14 protein-coding genes are annotated in these 18,283 nt (G+C 56.0%); 8 read left to right on the forward strand and 6 right to left on the reverse strand.

All coding sequences use genetic code 11. The features are described 5' to 3' along the window. Positions 1-70 precede the first annotated feature (70 nt). Positions 71-2,338, forward strand: a complete 2,268-nt coding sequence (tynA, locus tag PGR10_RS05050) for a primary-amine oxidase (protein ID WP_316424022.1) — start codon at positions 71-73, stop codon at positions 2,336-2,338. Positions 2,339-2,340: 2 nt separating this feature from the next. Here tynA and PGR10_RS05055 read toward each other — a convergent pair whose 3' ends face one another. Then, the gene (locus tag PGR10_RS05055) at positions 2,341-3,291 is read right to left on the reverse strand and encodes a zinc-dependent alcohol dehydrogenase family protein (protein ID WP_430923060.1); all 951 of its coding nucleotides are present in this window, start codon (positions 3,289-3,291) and stop codon (positions 2,341-2,343) included. 139 nt (positions 3,292-3,430) lie between these two features. Then, positions 3,431-4,930 carry an aldehyde dehydrogenase family protein gene (locus PGR10_RS05060; protein WP_430923062.1) on the reverse strand — a complete coding sequence of 500 codons (1,500 nt, stop codon included), beginning with the start codon at positions 4,928-4,930 and terminating at the stop codon, positions 3,431-3,433. 235 nt (positions 4,931-5,165) lie between these two features. Here PGR10_RS05060 and feaR point away from each other — a divergent pair, with 235 nt between their 5' ends. Continuing rightward, positions 5,166-6,074: a transcriptional regulator FeaR gene (gene feaR, locus PGR10_RS05065; protein ID WP_213793920.1), complete on the forward strand. Its 909-nt coding sequence runs from the start codon at positions 5,166-5,168 to the stop codon at positions 6,072-6,074. On the opposite strand, the gene PGR10_RS05070 is transcribed toward feaR, so the two are convergent. The 3 genes from PGR10_RS05070 to PGR10_RS05080 are packed head-to-tail and all read right to left on the reverse strand — an operon-like array spanning position 6,075 to position 9,221. Then, entirely contained in the window at positions 6,075-6,398 is a 324-nt protein-coding gene (locus tag PGR10_RS05070) for a YdbL family protein (RefSeq protein ID WP_015366327.1), read from the reverse strand. Between the two features lie 7 nt (positions 6,399-6,405). Then, the gene (locus PGR10_RS05075) at positions 6,406-6,591 is read right to left on the reverse strand and encodes a YnbE family lipoprotein (protein WP_015366326.1); all 186 of its coding nucleotides are present in this window, start codon (positions 6,589-6,591) and stop codon (positions 6,406-6,408) included. Further along, positions 6,588-9,221, reverse strand: coding sequence for a YdbH family protein (locus PGR10_RS05080; RefSeq protein WP_430923063.1), 2,634 nt, complete (start codon positions 9,219-9,221; stop codon positions 6,588-6,590). The genes PGR10_RS05075 and PGR10_RS05080 overlap by 4 nt, the downstream gene beginning before the upstream one ends. A 186-nt stretch (positions 9,222-9,407) precedes the next feature. Between PGR10_RS05080 and PGR10_RS05085 the strand changes: the two genes are divergently transcribed. The 3 genes from PGR10_RS05085 to hslJ all read left to right on the forward strand — a co-directional run bounded on the left by PGR10_RS05085 (position 9,408) and on the right by hslJ (position 11,592). After that, positions 9,408-9,908 carry a DedA family protein gene (locus PGR10_RS05085; RefSeq protein ID WP_087859452.1) on the forward strand — a complete coding sequence of 167 codons (501 nt, stop codon included), beginning with the start codon at positions 9,408-9,410 and terminating at the stop codon, positions 9,906-9,908. Between the two features lie 146 nt (positions 9,909-10,054). Continuing rightward, a complete protein-coding gene (locus tag PGR10_RS05090) occupies positions 10,055-11,044 on the forward strand; it encodes a 2-hydroxyacid dehydrogenase (RefSeq protein ID WP_015366323.1) in 990 nt (329 codons plus the stop codon). Between the two features lie 125 nt (positions 11,045-11,169). After that, positions 11,170-11,592 (forward strand): heat shock protein HslJ, encoded by a 423-nt coding sequence (gene hslJ / locus PGR10_RS05095; protein ID WP_087859451.1) that lies wholly within the window; start codon positions 11,170-11,172, stop codon positions 11,590-11,592. A gap of 16 nt (positions 11,593-11,608) precedes the next feature. Here hslJ and PGR10_RS05100 read toward each other — a convergent pair whose 3' ends face one another. Beyond that, positions 11,609-11,875, reverse strand: a complete 267-nt coding sequence (locus PGR10_RS05100; RefSeq protein WP_032711780.1) for a putative hemolysin — start codon at positions 11,873-11,875, stop codon at positions 11,609-11,611. A 655-nt stretch (positions 11,876-12,530) separates the two neighbouring features. Between PGR10_RS05100 and nifJ the strand changes: the two genes are divergently transcribed. From nifJ to uspF, 3 genes are all read left to right on the forward strand, one after another. Then, a complete protein-coding gene (nifJ, locus tag PGR10_RS05105) occupies positions 12,531-16,058 on the forward strand; it encodes a pyruvate:ferredoxin (flavodoxin) oxidoreductase (protein ID WP_213316214.1) in 3,528 nt (1,175 codons plus the stop codon). Positions 16,059-16,419: 361 nt separating this feature from the next. Beyond that, positions 16,420-17,562: a porin OmpC gene (ompC, locus tag PGR10_RS05110; protein ID WP_087859449.1), complete on the forward strand. Its 1,143-nt coding sequence runs from the start codon at positions 16,420-16,422 to the stop codon at positions 17,560-17,562. A 144-nt stretch (positions 17,563-17,706) separates the two neighbouring features. Then, positions 17,707-18,141: a universal stress protein UspF gene (uspF, locus tag PGR10_RS05115; RefSeq protein ID WP_015366316.1), complete on the forward strand. Its 435-nt coding sequence runs from the start codon at positions 17,707-17,709 to the stop codon at positions 18,139-18,141. The last annotated feature ends 142 nt before the right edge of the window (positions 18,142-18,283 follow it).

Raw genomic sequence — 18,283 nt, forward strand, 5'->3', positions numbered from 1 at the left:
TGCTAGGGTAAGCGTAACAAAGCCGACATTCGCAGCGGCAACACCAACACAACAATAAGATGAGGTCACAATGGCAAACGGATTGATGTTTTCCCCCCGTAAAACCGCGCTGGCGCTGGCCGTCGCGGTGGTTTGCGCCTGGCAATCACCGGTCTTCGCTCACGGTAGCGAAGCGCACATGGTGCCGTTGGATAAAACGCTGCAGGAATTCGGCGCCGATGTGCAGTGGGATGACTATGCGCAAATGTTTACCCTGATAAAAGATGGCGCTTACGTCAAAGTAAAGCCCGGCGCCAAAACGGCGATCGTCAACGGTAAACCCCTTGATCTACAGGTGCCGGTGGTAATGAAGGAGGGTAAAGCCTGGGTCTCCGATACCTTTATCAACGATGTGTTCCAGTCCGGTCTCGATCAGACCTTCCAGGTCGAAAAGCGCCCTCACCCGTTAAACTCGCTCTCGGCGGCGGAAATCAGTGACGCAGTGACCATTGTTAAAGCCGCGCCGGAGTTTCAGCCAAATACCCGCTTCACTGAGATTTCGCTGCACGAGCCGGATAAAGCGGCGGTATGGGCCTTTGCCCTGCAGGGAACGCCCGTTGATGCCCCGCGCACCGCCGATGTGGTGATGCTCGATGGCAAACATGTCATTGAAGCCGTCGTCGATCTGCAGAACAAAAAAATCCTCTCATGGACGCCGATTAAAGGCGCCCACGGGATGGTGCTGCTCGATGACTTCGTCAGCGTGCAGAACATCATCAATGCCAGCAGCGAATTCGCTGAGGTGCTGAAAAAGCACGGTATTACCGATCCCAGTAAAGTGGTCACCACCCCGCTCACCGTCGGCTACTTTGATGGCAAAGATGGCCTGCAGCAGGATGCACGTCTGCTGAAGGTCGTCAGTTATCTCGATACCGGCGACGGCAACTACTGGGCGCACCCGATTGAAAACCTGGTGGCGGTGGTCGACCTTGAAGCGAAGAAAATCATCAAAATTGAAGAAGGCCCGGTGATCCCGGTCCCAATGGAACCCCGTCCTTATGATGGTCGCGACCGCAACGCCCCGGCGGTGAAACCGCTGGATATTACCGAACCGGAAGGCAAAAACTACACGATCACCGGCGATACCATTCACTGGCGGAACTGGGATTTTCATCTGCGCCTGAACTCGCGCGTCGGGCCCATTCTCTCGACGGTGACTTACAACGATAACGGCACAAAACGCCAGGTAATGTATGAAGGTTCCCTCGGCGGGATGATCGTCCCCTACGGCGACCCTGACGTCGGCTGGTATTTCAAAGCCTATCTGGACTCCGGCGATTACGGCATGGGCACCCTAACATCGCCGATTGTTCGCGGTAAAGATGCGCCGTCAAATGCGGTACTGCTGGACGAAACTATCGCCGATTACACCGGCAAACCGACCACTATTCCAGGCGCGGTCGCCATATTCGAACGCTATGCCGGGCCGGAATATAAGCATCTGGAAATGGGCAAACCTAACGTCAGCACCGAACGCCGGGAACTGGTGGTGCGCTGGATTAGTACCGTCGGGAACTATGATTATATCTTTGACTGGGTGTTCCATGACAACGGCACCATCGGTATCGATGCCGGCGCCACCGGCATTGAAGCGGTGAAAGGCGTGATGGCGAAGACCATGCACGACCCCAGCGCCAAAGAGGATACCCGCTACGGGACGCTGATCGACCATAATATTGTCGGCACCACTCACCAGCACATCTATAACTTCCGCCTCGACCTCGATGTGGACGGCGAGAACAACACCCTGGTGGCGATGGATCCTGAAGTGAAGCCAAACACCGCCGGCGGCCCGCGCACCAGCACCATGCAGGTGAATCAGTACACAATCGATAGCGAGCAGAAAGCGGCGCAGAAATTCGACCCTGGCACCATCCGCCTGCTGAGCAACACCAGCAAAGAGAACCGCATGGGTAACCCGGTCTCTTACCAGATTATCCCTTATGCCGGCGGCACGCACCCGGCGGCGACTGGCGCCAAGTTCGCCCCGGACGAGTGGATATATCATCGTCTGAGCTTTATGGATAAACAGCTGTGGGTGACGCGTTACCACCCGACAGAGCGTTATCCGGAAGGGAAATATCCCAACCGTTCCGCCCAGGATACCGGCTTAGGGCAGTACGCGAAGGATGATGAGTCGCTGACAAACCACGACGACGTCGTGTGGATTACCACCGGCACCACTCACGTCGCGCGCGCCGAAGAGTGGCCGATCATGCCGACCGAATGGGCGCATGCGTTGCTCAAGCCGTGGAACTTCTTTGACGAAACCCCAACCCTTGGCGAGAAGAAAAAGTAATCTTAACCCGCGGTGAAATCGAGCAGGATTTTACCGCCTCTTCCCGGCTGGCCTGCGGCGGCAATCGCCTCACGCCAGTCGCACAGCTTTATCACCTGCGCCGCGGGCTGCGCCGTGGTCGGCAGCTGTCGCCAGATCCCGGCAAACGCCGCCTGCCACGCATCAACGCTGAGTGTCGGTAAGGCCTCCCGCAGATGAAATTTGCGTACCGATGCGCTGCCTCGCGTCTGGATGAGCGGTTTACCGGATAACAAGCCATAAGAGACCAGCGTTGACGACACCGGCAGTACCGCCAGCAGAAAATTCGCCAGCTCACCACCCACCGCGTCAAACAGCAGATCGCTGTACTGACTGACTTGTTCAATCAGCGCCCTGTCGCCTTCGAGTAGCGGATAGACGCCATATTGCTGCAAGCGCGGGATGTGCTGCGGCGAGCGAATAATACCGCTGACCGAACGCGCGCCCATGGCGAGCGCCCACTGTCCCAGCAAACTGGCGCAGGACGATGAAGCAGCGGTCAAAAGCACATGCTTTCCCGCTACCTGCCAGCGCGTGAGCATCAGCATCGCGGTCAGCGGATTGATATAGCCGCGCGCGGCCACGATGTCATCGATGTCTTCAGCGACCGGCACCAGCCAGCGCGGATCAATATCGAGATAACGCTGCCAGGTTCCGGCGCCGCGTAGCGGTAGGACCCGCTGCCCCAGTCGTGGACGCCCATTCGTCGAGTCTTCAATCACCACCCCAACGCCTTCATAGCCCGCCACCGATGGCAGCGTCGTACGATGGCGGTAAGCGCCGGTAATGGGGATCAGATCGGAAGGGTTGACCGGGGCATAGCGCATTTGTACCCGAACAAGTCCGGGCGCCAGCGGCGGTAACGGCAGGTGATGCAGCGCGAGCACCGTTTCCGGCGCGCCGTACTGCTGATAGCAAAGCGCATCATTCCACATAGCGGGGCAACATCAGAAAAAAGAGCGCCGATCATAGCAAATCAGCGCTCAGGGGGAAGAGGCGCATTGCACCTTCTCCGGGCTACCAAATCGCACAGCGCTGTAGCCCCGGTAAGCGGCAGCGCCATCCGACAAAAAATCAGTAGCGCACGCACACCGATTTGGTTTCGCACCAGTCGTCCAGCCAGTCCGGGCCAAAATCGCGCCCGGTACCTGACTGCTTCATTCCGCCGAACGGCAGGTTGGCATCAATCAGCGTATGGCTGTTAACCCATACCGTACCGGCCTGCAGGCGATCGGTATAGTTCAGCGCCTGAGTCAGGTCGCGGGTCCAGACGCTGGCGGTAAGACCGAAATCGCTGTCGTTGGCTAAGCGTAGCGCCTCTTCGCCATCGGCGACGCGCACCAGGTTCACCACCGGGCCAAACACCTCTTCGCGATTCAGGCGCAGCCCGGCATCCGGATTAATCACCAGCGTCGGCGCAATATAAAAACCGTTACCATTCGGCCCAACGTTACCGCTAATCAGCTCGGCGTTTTGTTGACGCGCTTCATCCAGATAAGCGGCCACTTTGGCGCAGTGCGCCTGCGACACCACCGGGTTAATCTGCGTCGTTTCAACCATTCCCGGCCCCACCTGCAGCGACTTAACCGCCTGCTCAAAGCCAGCGACCAGGTTATCAAACAGCGGCGCTTCGATATAGATCCGCGAACTGGCGGCGCATACCTGCCCCTGATTGAGGAAACTTCCGGTCATTAACCCTTCAATCACCCACTGCGGATCGGCATCTTTCAGCACGATGGCGGGGTTTTTGCCGCCAAGTTCAAGGGTTACGCGGGTCAGGCGATCGGCCGCCGCGCGGGCAATCTGTTTGCCGGTGGCGGTCGAACCGGTGAAGCTCACTTTCGCCACCTGCGGATGGGTCGTTAAGGCCGCCCCGCACTCGGCGCCGCTACCGGTGACGACGTTAAAGACGCCGTCCGGGATCCCGGCCTCCGTTGCCAGCTCCGCTACCCGTAGCAACGTTAACGGCGTCGTCTCGGAGGGTTTAATCACAATGGAACAACCGGAGGCCAGCGCCGGCATCACCTTCCACATGCCGATCATCAGGGGGAAGTTCCACGGAACAATCCCCGCCACCACCCCAACCGGCTCTTTACGGGTCCACGCCTGATAGCGCGCGCCTTCCGGGAACGGAATGGAAACGTCCAGCGTACGGCCGCTGATTTTAGTGGTCAGTCCGGCGGTATAGCGCATCCAGTTGAGGGTGCACCCGACTTCAAACGCGCGCGAGATATTGATCGACTTGCCCTGCTCAAGGGTTTCGAGCTGCGCCAGCTCTTCACCATGTTGTTCCACCAGATCGGCGAAGCGCAACAGGATCCGTTCGCGCTCGGCCGGCGTTCGTCCGGCCCAGCTACGGGCGACAAAAGCGCGCCAGGCGGACATCACCGCGCGGTCAACGTCGGCGGCATTAGCATCTGCCGTAGTGGCAATCGCCTGGCCGGTGGCCGGGTCCCAGACGGTTAAGCGTTTTTCGCTCTGCGCCGCCTGCTGGTTGCCATCAATATATAAGCCATGCTGTCTGTCGAGAAATTGCTGTACGCTGGCGAGCAGCGCGACCTGTGATGTGGACATGCGACTTCCTTATTGTTCGCGGATAGTGCACACAGTCTAGGACGGGTCAGCCATTTGCGCTTTTTTCTCTGTGACAATCATTTTTGCCGCTGTGACAGGTCCCGCAATTAAGCACCCTGGCAGGCGGCGAAATGTGCCGTAGGTAATAGTTCTTTCATATACTCCGCGCTGCGCTCTTGCCACTCACGGCGTAAATGCAACAATACAGAAACATTATTTTTACAGGGTGCAGACGATGGCGACGGTAGAAAGCGGGCAGGACTATCAGCGTTGGTTAGCAAAGATTAATCAAGTGTGCGGCCATTTTGCCGCTCGTCCGCTGGGCGACGAATTCCATGGCGAGATTGATGCAAGCTATACCGGTAGTCTCAAAGTCAGTACCGTCACCGCCCGCGGCGTCAATCTTTACCGCACCCGTAATGAAATCAAACGCGACAACGACGCCTGGTTCTATACCGTTTTTCAGCTCGACGGCCAGGCGGCAATCGAGCAGGACGAGCGCCAGGTGGTGCTCGAGGCCGGCGATATCACGCTCATTGATGCTTCTCGTCCCTGCTCTATCTTCTGGCAACACACGTCAAAACAGGCTTCGCTGCTGCTGCCTCGCCAGCTCGTGGAAAGCCAGCTGCACGGCAGCGACATCAGCATCGCCACCCGGCTGAATAAAACGCTGCCGATGGTCCAACTTAGCCAGCGGCTGCTGCAAGAAAGCATGCGCAGCCCGGCGCTCTCAGAAAGTGAAGGCGAAGCGGCGCTGGAGGCCATCGTCTGTCTGCTGCGACCGATGCTACAGCAGCATGAAGCGCCGCCGACGCGCCGCGACAAGCAATTTCAAAAAATCATGGCGTTGATTGATGAGTCGATACAGTCGGAACAGCTGCGTCCGGAGTGGTTGGCCGGGGAAACCGGCATGTCGGTACGAAGCCTGTACCGCCTGTTTGCCGATAAGGGTCTGGTGGTCGCGCAGTATATTAAAAACCGGCGTCTTGACCTGTGCGCCCGGGCGTTACAAAACGCGCACGATGAAGAGAAACTGGCGGGAATTGGCTACAGTTGGGGATTTAGCGACCATAGCCATTTTTCAACGGCGTTTAAGCAGCGCTTCGGCGTGTCGCCCGGCGAATACCGCAAGCGCTATCGTTAACTATTTGCGCAGCCATTTGCCGTTAATACCCTGCACATATTCCCCCGGCTGCGCCCGGGCGACCAGCTTCTGCCCGGCCATTTTCGCTACTTCATCCACCGGCAGGTTATTGTCATCCGCCAGTTGCTGATAACTTTCGCTGCGCGCGGCATTAATCTGTTTAACTAACGCCAACGTCTGCGCATCCTGTTTCAGCGGCGCCAGATAGCCGTTCAGCGTTTCTCCTACTCGCCCCTGCGCCCGCGCCTCATTCAAGGTCAGCGCCAGCGCCGGGCTACTCAACAGCATTAACGCCAGGGTGGCAGTCAGCAGTCGTTTTCTCATCATCGCCTCAGAACAGATCGCTACGCGACTTCAGCAAATTTTCGACATCCTTATCCACCTTAATATGAATCTCATGCTCAATTTTGACATTCATATTGATGGTGATCGGCTCCTTGGACGCGGCGATTTCAATACGCGGCGTACAGCCTGCCAGCAGCAGGGTCGCCAGCGCCGCGGCGAACAGTTTTATCATTTTGGTTCCTTACATGTATCCGTACAGCGCGGGGCGGGCAGTTTCGCATTCTGCTCAAGCCATGCCTGCAAATTATCGCCGAAGCGCAAACTGCGCCACAGATCGAAAATATTCTCTTCATGGGTATAGTTTAAATGCACGGTGCTGCTTTTTCCGTCCACTCGACTGGTGCCGCTAATCGCCGCGCTCATCGTCAGCTTGCCAAGATTATCAAGGTTGATACGCGTCCAGGATTTCGAGACCTCCATATAGCGCAGCCAGTTAATCGCCGCGCCCGCGGAGACATTATCGGCCACCAGCGCATCGGCGGTGTCTTTATCCAGACGCATGGTCATCGGGCCGGGGTTGCTAAACCAGCCGTCTTTAATGATCCATTTCTCATTGTTCAGCCATAGCGGTAACGCGCCGTTAAACGCGCCAGAGACCGCAAATTGTTTTACCTTGATGGCGCTGATTAATTCACTACTGGATATATTCTGCAGACGCAGCAGCGCCGGCTGGTGCTGCGGCATCCTTAGCTGCTGCATGGTCAGCTTGCCGCCAAGGATATCAACATTGACGTTGCTCAACTCCAGCGGATCCTGCTCGCTCCAGGGCCATGTTCCCTGGAGATCGGCGCTCAGGTTTTTGGCGGTAAACTGGTTGACGATTTCGCCAATGCGCAGCGAAACCGGGCGGCGGGTACCGAGCTGCCAGCTCCCGCCGCTGAAGCGGAACGGCAGAACAAAGTCGACGCCGTTGATCTGGTTGTCCGGCATCCAGGCGCTACCGCCTTTTAAGACCCCGTGCCCACCGGCCTCAAAGCCCTGCCCGGCGGCCGCGGAAAATGCTACCTGCGCATACATATCACCTTCACGCAGGGTCATTTTCCAGTCCGGCGGGATCAGCGGCTGGAATACGCTTAGCGCCTGTTTCGGCCACCATGCCTGGCCACGCAGGCGTTCGCCGTCCCAGCGCCCGGTCAGACGAATCGGGCCGATTTTCTCCGCGTGTAATGAGCCGTTGAACAGAAACCAGGTCGGATCGCGGCCATCAATATTAAATTTGAGCGTTGACGGCGGCAACACGCTGCCGCCGCTAAAGGTGGTTTTACCGGCATCCAGCGACAACGCGCCGCTAAATTTCGGATGCTGCTCATTACGCAGCCAGTGAATGGGTTTATCGAGAGTCAGGCGCGGCGTGCTGACCAGCATGGTGCCGTACTGTAGCTTATCGAACCCGGTCGACAGGCTGTTAAGGATAATGGCGCTGTCCCGCCACTCACCGGCGCCTTTCACATCCCAGCGCGCCTGCATCGGCGTAAAGTGACCATCGCCCCAATAACGCCACGACCAGCGACCGCGGTCGGGCATAAAGTTGTCGGCCTGCCCATCCAGATGCAGGGTAAAATCGCCCATTTCCTGTTCATGGGCGCGCAGTATCGCCTGCAGGCGGCCATCCACTCCCTGCTGAGTCACTTTCACCCCCGCCAACGGCAGGCGGATCTCATCGATATTCAGCGAGTCGATCACCCGCCCGCGCGAGCGCAGCAGCGCTCCGGGATGAAAAGCCAGCTCTGGCGTCATCAGCGGGCCGCTCAGTTTAGCGGGCAGCACGGCGTAAAAAATCATATCGTCGAGCTTGGCTTCGCCGGTCAGGCTAAGCGGCATGTCGCTGTGGTCCATACTCAGCTTACCTGGGCCGATATTCAACACGGCGTTCCCCTTACCCGCTTCGCCGTGCGTTAACACGTTGAGCCGGCCGCTGATTTCCATCTCTTCGGTGCCTTTCTGCCAGTCGCCAACCGATAGCGCAACCCGCCCGCTAAGCGGATAGCCGGCATACACCGCGTTCCAACGCCCATCGCTGATGGTGATACGTTCAGGGGTTATCTCCCACGGCAGGTCGAGCATCGGTTCAACCTCGCCGCGCGGCGTGACCAGCAGCTGACCGCGGTTTTTCTGCCATTCCAGTTCCGCATCCACCAGACCCGGCGTTTGCGGGAATTCGAAGGTGCTGACCAGATGGCCATCGACCGGTAGGCCATCCGGCACCAGCGGCATTTCGAATTCACCGACCAGCTTAACCGGCGCCTGATCTTCCACCAGCCGCGCGCTGAAATTGCTGACCGTTAAGGTCTGGCCGCGCAGTTTCGCCTGTAGCGTAACCTCTTTGCCGGAATAGCCGATATCCTGCTGCCCAGGCGTCAACGACATCACCAGTTTCCCTTGCCATTTTTCCCACGGCGACAGGCGCAGATTGTCGATAGTTAACCAGCTATACGGCAGCATCGATTGCCACTCGGCGAGGGTTCGCGGCGCGCCGGAGAGCGGCTCGCTGGCGGGGATCTTAGCCAGGCAGGCGCTATTGATATCCAGTTCACTCAGGTGTAGCCGCCAGCGGCTGGGACGGGTAAGGCGCGCGTTGCTGACGCGAGCAATTTCGCAATCGCCCACCAGGTAGCGTAGATCGGGGATGACCAGCGAGGAGCGCGTCAGGCGCGGACTTTCACCAAGCGAGATACGCGTCCCGACCGGCAGCCAGATACCCGCCAGCGTCGGAACCCAATGCGTTAATGTGGCCAACAGGGCCAGCGGCAGCAAAATAACTGCTAATAACAGCGCAAGAGCGGCTTTATATTTACCCTTCATGGGCAGTCAAATCCTGATTCTAAGTATAAGCCGATAGGCGCCTATTGTGGCACGTTCGACCCGCGAGTGAAAGTTAACGTCCTGATTAAGGATAGTCGCACTCATTTCTGCTGAATAACTATTTAGTCTTCGTTTAAATTGTGCCTGCGACACTTGGAAAAACAGGTAATAAGGAGCCGTTATTTCGTGGAGCTCATTATCTCGCTGATCGAACGCGCGCAGAGCCACTATTCATTGGTATTACTGATTGTTTTTCTACTGACGTTCAGTAAATCCTGCGCCCTCATCTCTTTTGTGATCCCCGGCACCTCCGGTTTGCTGGTGCTCGGGGCGCTGGCGTCAACCAGCATCGGTCATTTCCTGCTAATGTGGCTAAGCGCCAGCCTGGGCGCAATCGGCGGATTCTGGCTCTCATGGCAAATTGGCCGTCGCTATCAGCATCATCTGCCGCGTCTGCGCTGGCTCAGTGCCGAGCGAGTACTGCGCAGCCAGCTATTCCTGCGCCGTCACGGCGGTTGGGCAGTATTCTTTGGCCGCTTTCTGTCGCCGCTGCGCGCAACGTTACCGCTGGTCACCGGCGCCAGCGGTACATCGCTATGGCGTTTCCAGATTGCCAATGTGGCATCGGGTTTACTCTGGCCATTTATCCTGCTGGCGCCGGGGGCATTCAGCCTCAGTTTTTGGTGAAACGTATTGTCTTTTAAAGAGATTTCTTAAGACTGCGATATGCTCTAGAATTAATATCATAACCTGATGATTAAACTAATTTTTAATATTTGTAAGATTATTTTAATTATGCTACCGTGACGGTATTATCACTAGAGGAAAGCCTTATGAAAATCGCTGTTTATAGTACCAAGCAGTACGATAAAAAGTATCTGCAGCATGTTAACGACGCATACGGCTTTGAACTGGAATTTTTTGACTTCCTGCTGACCGAAAAGACCGCGAAAACGGCCAACGGTTGTGAAGCGGTATGTATCTTCGTTAACGACGACGGCAGCCGCCCGGTGCTGGAAGAGCTGAAAGCCCACGGCGTGAAATACATCGCGCTGCGCTGCGCCGGGTTTAACAACGTCGATCTTGACGCGGCTAAAGAGCTGGGCCTGCGCGTCGTGCGCGTTCCGGCCTACTCGCCGGAAGCCGTTGCTGAACACGCCATCGGTATGATGATGTCGTTAAACCGTCGCATCCACCGCGCCTATCAACGTACCCGCGATGCCAACTTCTCGCTGGAAGGGCTGACCGGCTTCACCATGTACGGTAAAACCGCAGGGGTGATCGGCACCGGCAAAATTGGCGTCGCAACGCTGCGGATCCTCAAAGGTTTCGGTATGCGCCTGCTGGCGTTTGATCCCTATCCGAGCGCGGCGGCGCTGGATCTCGGCGTTGAATATGTCGACCTGCCGACGCTGTACGCGCAGTCCGACGTCATCTCTCTGCACTGCCCGCTTACCAACGAAAACTATCACCTGCTCAATCAGGCGGCATTCGATCAGATGAAAGACGGCGTGATGGTCATTAATACCAGCCGCGGCGCGCTTATCGATTCGCAAGCGGCTATCGACGCGCTGAAACATCAGAAAATCGGCGCGCTGGGAATGGACGTGTATGAAAATGAACGCGATCTGTTCTTTGAAGATAAATCGAATGATGTCATCCAGGATGACGTGTTCCGCCGGCTCTCCGCCTGCCACAACGTGTTGTTTACCGGTCACCAGGCGTTCCTGACCGCTGAAGCGCTGATCGGTATTTCCGAAACAACGTTGGGTAATCTGCAACAGGTTGCTAAAGGCGAAACCTGCCCGAACGCGCTGGTCTAAGTATCTTTCCCCTTTTGTGCTCCCCGCTAGCGGGGGGCACATTCAGACAATCCCCACAGATCCTGCCTGCATTACAGTTACACTGTTTTTCGTTTTATTGATATGACAAATGTTTTGGAGTACGAATGAATAAGTTTGCTGCACTGCTGGCGGCGGGCATGCTGCTATCGGGCTGCGTGTACAACAGCAAAGTTTCTACCAACGCCGAACAACTACAACATCATCGTTTTGTGCTGACCAGCGTTAACGGCCAGGCGCTACCGGCAAGCCAGACGCCGCCGCCGGAAATTAGCTTCGGCGAAAAAATGTATGTGTCAGGCACGATGTGCAACGGCTTCAGCGGCCAGGGCAAACTGTCAGACGGCGAGCTAAAAGTTGAACAGCTGGCGATGACGCGTAAGTTGTGCGCGGATCCACAGCGGAACGCGCTGGATAATACCCTCAGCAAAATGCTGCGCGATGGCGCGCAGGTCGATCTGACGGAGAATCAGCTCACGCTGGCGACCGCCGACCAATCGCTGGTGTATAAACTCGCCGATTTAATGTAGCGATACGCCTTGCGTACTAGTAGTTTCCGCAGCTTCCGCCCGCTAATGCCTGCTCGCTGCAGCGTTTACCATTCGGTAGCGCGCACATACCAATAGCGCTGCCATCAAGCTGGCGGGCAACGGATAATGAACCGCCAACCATCGCGCAATTCGCCTGGCCGCTGTCGCTCATCGCCGCGCGCATGCCGGGCGGTACGTGTGCCGCAGTGGCTTGTTGCACCGGCTCGTTGCTACAAGCCGACAGTAATAACGCAGCGCACCCCACTAAAAACGCAGCTCGCATTCTCTCCCCCTTTCAGAAACATCTTAGAATAAACAAACTCAAGAATAATAGGCAGCGCAGCGCCTGCCGTCGAGAGGCGAAATACGTATTTATGCGCCTCATTAACATTTTCTAGCAAATTTTCCGCTTAAAGCTTGATCTCGTCAGGCAAAGCGCAGCCTCCGCGCGGCTTTTATCCCAGCCCGAAATATTTTCCCGACGAAAAAATCACGCTTGCAGCGACCGGGCAGCATAGTTTGCGGATGGTGGTTGCGGTGCCGGGTGCCTCCCGGTGAATTAGCCAGTTCGAACTAATTCGCGTGCTAATTTTCGCCAACAGGAGACTGAACTGAACGCTCCGCCGCAGAGGGGAATTCACCGCAGCAAATAAATAGCATGCGATTGCCGGTTGGCTAAAAGCTATTAAATTTAAAAATATATTTTGCTTTATTTAAGTGGTGCATCGCCGGTATCCGTCACTACCTTTTGAGCCCTCTGGCCAGCCACTTTTCTGTTTTTCCGCCAAAAAATTGATCCAAACATAGATAAGGACATTCCCAAGGACACAAATGCGAAAATGGTCGCGGCGGGCGTTTGCTAAAATATGGAAATAACAACAGGACTCGTCGCCGTTTCACGAGTCCCTTCTTTTTGCGCAATGTAAGGGTGTCTTCTTATGATTACGATTGACGGTAATGGCGCGGTCGCTTCAGTCGCGTTTCGCACGAGTGAAGTTATCGCCATCTACCCGATTACGCCCAGTTCAACGATGGCGGAGCAGGCTGACGCCTGGTCTGGCGATGGGCTGAAAAACGTCTGGGGCGACGTCCCCCGCGTGGTCGAAATGCAGTCGGAAGCCGGGGCTATCGGCGCCGTGCACGGCGCGCTGCAGACCGGCGCCCTTTCCACTTCCTTTACGTCATCGCAGGGCCTGCTGCTGATGATCCCAACGCTATACAAGCTGGCCGGCCAGTTGATGCCCTTTGTCCTGCACGTCGCCGCCCGTACCGTCGCCACTCACGCACTATCAATTTTCGGCGATCATTCCGACGTGATGGCCGTGCGCCAGACCGGCTGCGCGATGCTGTGCGCCAGCAGCGTCCAGGAAGCGCAGGACTTCGCGCTGATTTCCCATATCGCCACGCTGCAAAGCCGGGTGCCGTTTATTCATTTCTTCGATGGTTTCCGCACCTCGCACGAAATCAACAAAATCGCGCCGCTGGCGGATGACACCATTCGCTCCCTGCTGCCGCAGGATAAAATCGCCGAGCATCGCCAACGCGCCCTTAATCCAGAGCATCCGGTCATTCGCGGTACATCAGCCAACCCGGACACTTATTTCCAGTCCCGTGAAGCAACCAACCCTTGGTACGACGCGGTATATGAGCACGTAGAAACGGCGATGAATGATTTCGCCGCCGCAACCGGTCGTCAGTACAAACCGTTCGAATTTTACGGCCACCCGCAGGCGGAACGGGTTATTGTCATCATGGGGTCCGCTATCGGTACCTGTGAAGAGGTTGTTGATGAACTGCTGAGCCGTGGGGAAAAAGTCGGCGTGCTGAAAGTTCGCCTCTATCGGCCGTTCTCCGCCGCGCATCTACTGCAGGCCTTGCCGGAGAGCGCCCGCGCGGTTGCCGTACTGGATCGCACCAAAGAACCCGGCGCGCTTGCCGAACCGCTGTACCTCGACGTGATGACCGCGCTGGCGGAAGCCTTCAACCGCGGCGAGCGCGAAACGCTACCGCGTACTATTGGCGGCCGCTATGGCCTCTCCTCCAAAGAGTTTGGCCCGGAATGCGTGCTGGCTATCTTTAATGAATTACAGGCCGCACAGCCAAAACCCCGCTTTACCGTTGGCATTTACGATGATGTGACGAACCTTTCGCTGCCGCTGGCGGAAAATACGCTACCGGCGGAAGCGAAGCTGGAAGCGCTGTTTTACGGCCTCGGCAGCGACGGTAGCGTCTCAGCGACCAAAAACAATATCAAGATTATTGGCAATTCCACGCCGTGGTTCTCACAGGGCTATTTTGTCTATGACTCGAAGAAGGCCGGCGGCCTGACCGTCTCGCATCTACGCGTCAGTGAAAAACCGATCCGTTCGTCGTACCTTATCTCGCAGGCCGATTTCGTCGGCTGCCACCAGCTGCAATTTATCGACAAATATCAGATGGTCGAACGGTTGAAGCCCGGCGGCATTTTCTTGCTCAATACGCCCTACAGCGCTGATGAGGTATGGTCGCGCCTGCCACAGGAAGTACAGGCCGCGCTGAATCAAAAGCAAGCACGTTTTTATGTGGTCAACGCGGCGAAAATCGCCCGCGAGTGCAGCCTTGGCGCGCGCATCAACACCGTTATGCAGATGGCTTTTTTCCATTTAACCCAAATCCTGCCGGGCGACAGCGCGCTGGCCGAGCTACAGGGCGCGATTGCTAAAAGCTACAGTAGCAAAGGCCAGGAGCTGGTGGAACGCAACTGGCAGGCGCTGGCGCTGGCCCGCGAATCGCTGGCGGAAGTGCCGCTGCAGCCGGTTAACGCCAGTAGCCCCAACCGCCCGCCAGTGGTCTCCGATGCCGCGCCGGACTTTGTCAAAACCGTCACCGCAGCGATGCTTGCCGGTCTTGGCGATGCGCTGCCGGTCTCCGCGCTGCCGCCAGATGGTACCTGGCCCATGGGCACCACCCGTTGGGAAAAACGCAACATTGCCGAAGAGATCCCAATCTGGAAGGAAGAGCTGTGTACCCAGTGCAACCACTGCGTCGCCGCCTGTCCGCATTCGGCGATCCGCGCCAAAGTGGTCGCTCCGCAAGAAATGGAAAACGCGCCATCCAGCCTGCACTCGCTGGATGTGAAATCCCGCGATATGCGCGGGCAGAAATACGTTCTGCAGGTCGCGCCGGAAGATTGCACCGGCTGCAACCTGTGCGTTGAAGTGTGTCCGGCGAAAGATCGCCAGAATCCGGACATCAAGGCCATCAATATGATGTCGCGCCTTGAGCACGTTGAAGAAGAGAAAGTCAATTACGATTACTTCCTCAACCTGCCGGAAATCGATCGCACGAAACTTGAGCGCATTGATATTCGTACCTCGCAGCTGATTAGTCCGCTGTTTGAATACTCCGGCGCCTGCTCGGGCTGCGGCGAAACGCCGTATATCAAACTGTTGACCCAGCTGTATGGCGATCGGATGTTGATTGCCAACGCCACCGGTTGTTCGTCCATTTACGGCGGCAACCTCCCCTCAACGCCTTATACCACTGATGCTAACGGTCGTGGTCCGGCGTGGGCCAACTCGTTGTTTGAAGATAACGCTGAATTCGGCCTGGGCTTCCGCTTAACCGTCGACCAACACCGCCAGCGTGTGATGCGGTTGTTGAGCGAATTTGCCGATAAACTCCCGGCTGAACTAAATACCGCGCTACATGCGCAAGCGACGCCGGAAGCGCGCCGCGAACAGGTAGCCGAGCTGCGTCAGGCGCTGACGGGCGTCGCCGGGGCCGAAGAACTGCTCACCGATGCGGATGCGTTAGTCGAGAAGTCGGTCTGGCTTATCGGCGGTGATGGCTGGGCTTATGATATTGGCTTTGGCGGCCTTGACCACGTGCTGAGCCTGACGGAAAACGTCAATATCCTGGTACTCGATACCCAGTGTTACTCCAACACCGGCGGGCAGGCATCGAAGGCGACGCCGCTCGGCGCGGTCACCAAATTTGGCGAGCACGGCAAACGTAAGGCACGCAAAGATCTCGGCGTGAGCATGATGATGTACGGTCATGTCTATGTGGCGCAGATTTCGCTCGGCGCACAGCTTAACCAAACGGTGAAAGCCATTCAGGAAGCGGAAGCCTATCCGGGCCCTTCGTTGATTATCGCCTATAGCCCGTGCGAGGAGCACGGTTACGACCTGGCGCTAAGCCACGACCAGATGCGTCAGCTAACGGCCACCGGCTTCTGGCCGCTGTATCGCTTCGACCCGCGCCGCGCCGATGAAGGCAAGCTGCCGTTGGCGCTGGACTCACGCCCGCCATCAGACGCGCTGGCTGAGACGCTGCTTAACGAGCAACGCTTCCGCCGCCTTAACGCCCAGCAGCCGGAAGTGGCCGAGCAGTTGTGGAAAGACGCGGCCGCCGATCTACAAAAACGCTATGACTTCCTGGCCCAGTTGGCAGGTAAAGCGGAGAAACCGACAACCGAAAGCTAAACCGGCTGACGGAAATCTGGCGCTATAAAAAAAGCCCGAATAGTAAATCTATTCGGGCTTGTCATTTTCCGACAAATTAATCATTCAATATGAATGAGACGGCAATAATATAAATTCTCAATGACAATAAAGGCATATAACGCAGGCAGAATACGATATTCAACCTATATTGTATAATTTTTATTTTATATATATCAAGATCAAACATTCACGCTGGAAATTATCATTACTGTATATTTATTTGCTTTAGAATTTACTTATATTGTAACAATTGATACTTATCATATCAGAATGCGCTCCTTTAGCATGGCCGTACTTCCACCCAGGAAGTTAAAACAAAAAAAGTTAAAGGAATATCCAAATGAAAAGAAAAGTACTGGCATTGGTTATCCCGGCATTATTGGCTGCCGGCGCTGCTCACGCGGCAGAAATTTATAATAAAGATGGCAACAAATTAGATCTCTACGGCAAGGTAGACGGTTTACATTATTTCTCCAGCGACTCCAGTAAAGACGGCGATCAGACCTACCTGCGCTTCGGCTTTAAAGGTGAAACGCAAATTAACGATATGCTCACCGGCTATGGTCAGTGGGAATACAACGTTCAGGCTAACAACACCGAAAGCTCTGGCGATCAGGCGTGGACTCGTCTGGCGTTCGCCGGGATCAAAGCGGGTGACTACGGTTCATTCGACTATGGCCGTAACTACGGCGTCCTGTACGACGTAGAAGCCTGGACCGATATGCTGCCAGAGTTCGGCGGCGACTCTTATACCCAGTCCGACAACTTTATGACCGGCCGCGCCAACGGTGTCGCAACTTACCGTAATAGCGATTTCTTCGGCCTGGTTAACGGCCTGAACTTCGCGCTCCAGTATCAGGGTAAAAACGAAAACCAAGCCAGCCATGAATTTAATTCTTCCGCCAGCCAGGAAGGAACCGCTAACGGCGATGGCCGCAGCGTGAAAAACTCCAACGGCGACGGTTTCGGTATCTCCTCTACCTATGATTTAGGTATGGGCGTCAGCCTCGGCGCGGCCTACAGTTCTTCTGACCGCACCAACGAACAGACCCATCAGTCTACCGCGGGCGGCGATAAAGCCGATGCCTGGACCGCAGGCGTGAAATATGATGCGAACAACATCTATCTGGCGACCATGTATTCAGAAACCCGTAACATGACGCCGTACGGCAATCAGAACGGCACCATTGCTAATAAAACGCAGAACTTTGAAGTAACCGCACAGTATCAGTTCGATTTCGGCCTGCGTCCGGCAATTTCCTACCTGCAATCCAAAGGTAAAGATCTTGTTTACAAAGGTCAGTATGCCGATCAAGATCTGGTTAAATATATGGATGTCGGCGCGACCTATTACTTCAACCGTAATATGTCTACCTACGTTGATTACAAAATCAACCTGCTCGACGGCAATGACGACTTCTATAAAGACAACGGTATTTCTACCGACAATATCGTAGCACTGGGTCTGGTATATCAGTTCTAATGCTTGCGCCCGCCGTTCACGGCGGGCGCTTCACTTAAACCAACAATAAATTGCCAGTTGTCGTACCAATTTGTGATTCACGCTGTAGTAGAACCTCAATCCTGATGGCATACTGTTTTGGTGGTTATTAAAACAGGAGGTTTTATGAGTAGAATGATTCTGGTACCCATCGATATTTCTGATAAAGAATTTACTCAACGTGTGATCCGCCACGTTGAATCCGAAGCACGCGTCGATGACGCGCAGGTGCATTTCCTCACCGTTATCCCTTCGCTACCCTACTACGCCTCTCTGGGTATGGCCTATACCGCTGAACTACCGGCTATGGATGAACTGCGAGCCGAATCGGAAGCACAGTTGCGTGAGCTGGCAAAAGGCTTCGCCATTCCGGAAGACAGAATGCATTTCCATGTTGCCGAGGGCTCGCCAAAAGATAAGATTCTGGCGCTGGCTAAATCGCTGCCCGCCGACCTGGTCATTATCGCTTCGCATCGCCCGGACATCACCACTTATCTGCTCGGCTCTAACGCCGCGGCGGTGGTGCGCCATGCCGAGTGCTCGGTGCTGGTCGTCAGGTAATCGCAAGCCCGCCTCCCGGCGGGCTTTACGCATTCTACCTCTCGAGTGACATATTCAGTATGTCGGAGGTGCATGGTTCTTTTGCAGGAATACCTACAACCCCACCAGCAAACGCACCCTCACAATAAGTGATCTGCTTTTC

Origin of the sequence: Klebsiella sp. 141198 (assembly GCF_050600785.1) — a bacterium.
Classification (GTDB): Bacteria; Pseudomonadota; Gammaproteobacteria; order Enterobacterales; family Enterobacteriaceae; genus Klebsiella; species Klebsiella aerogenes.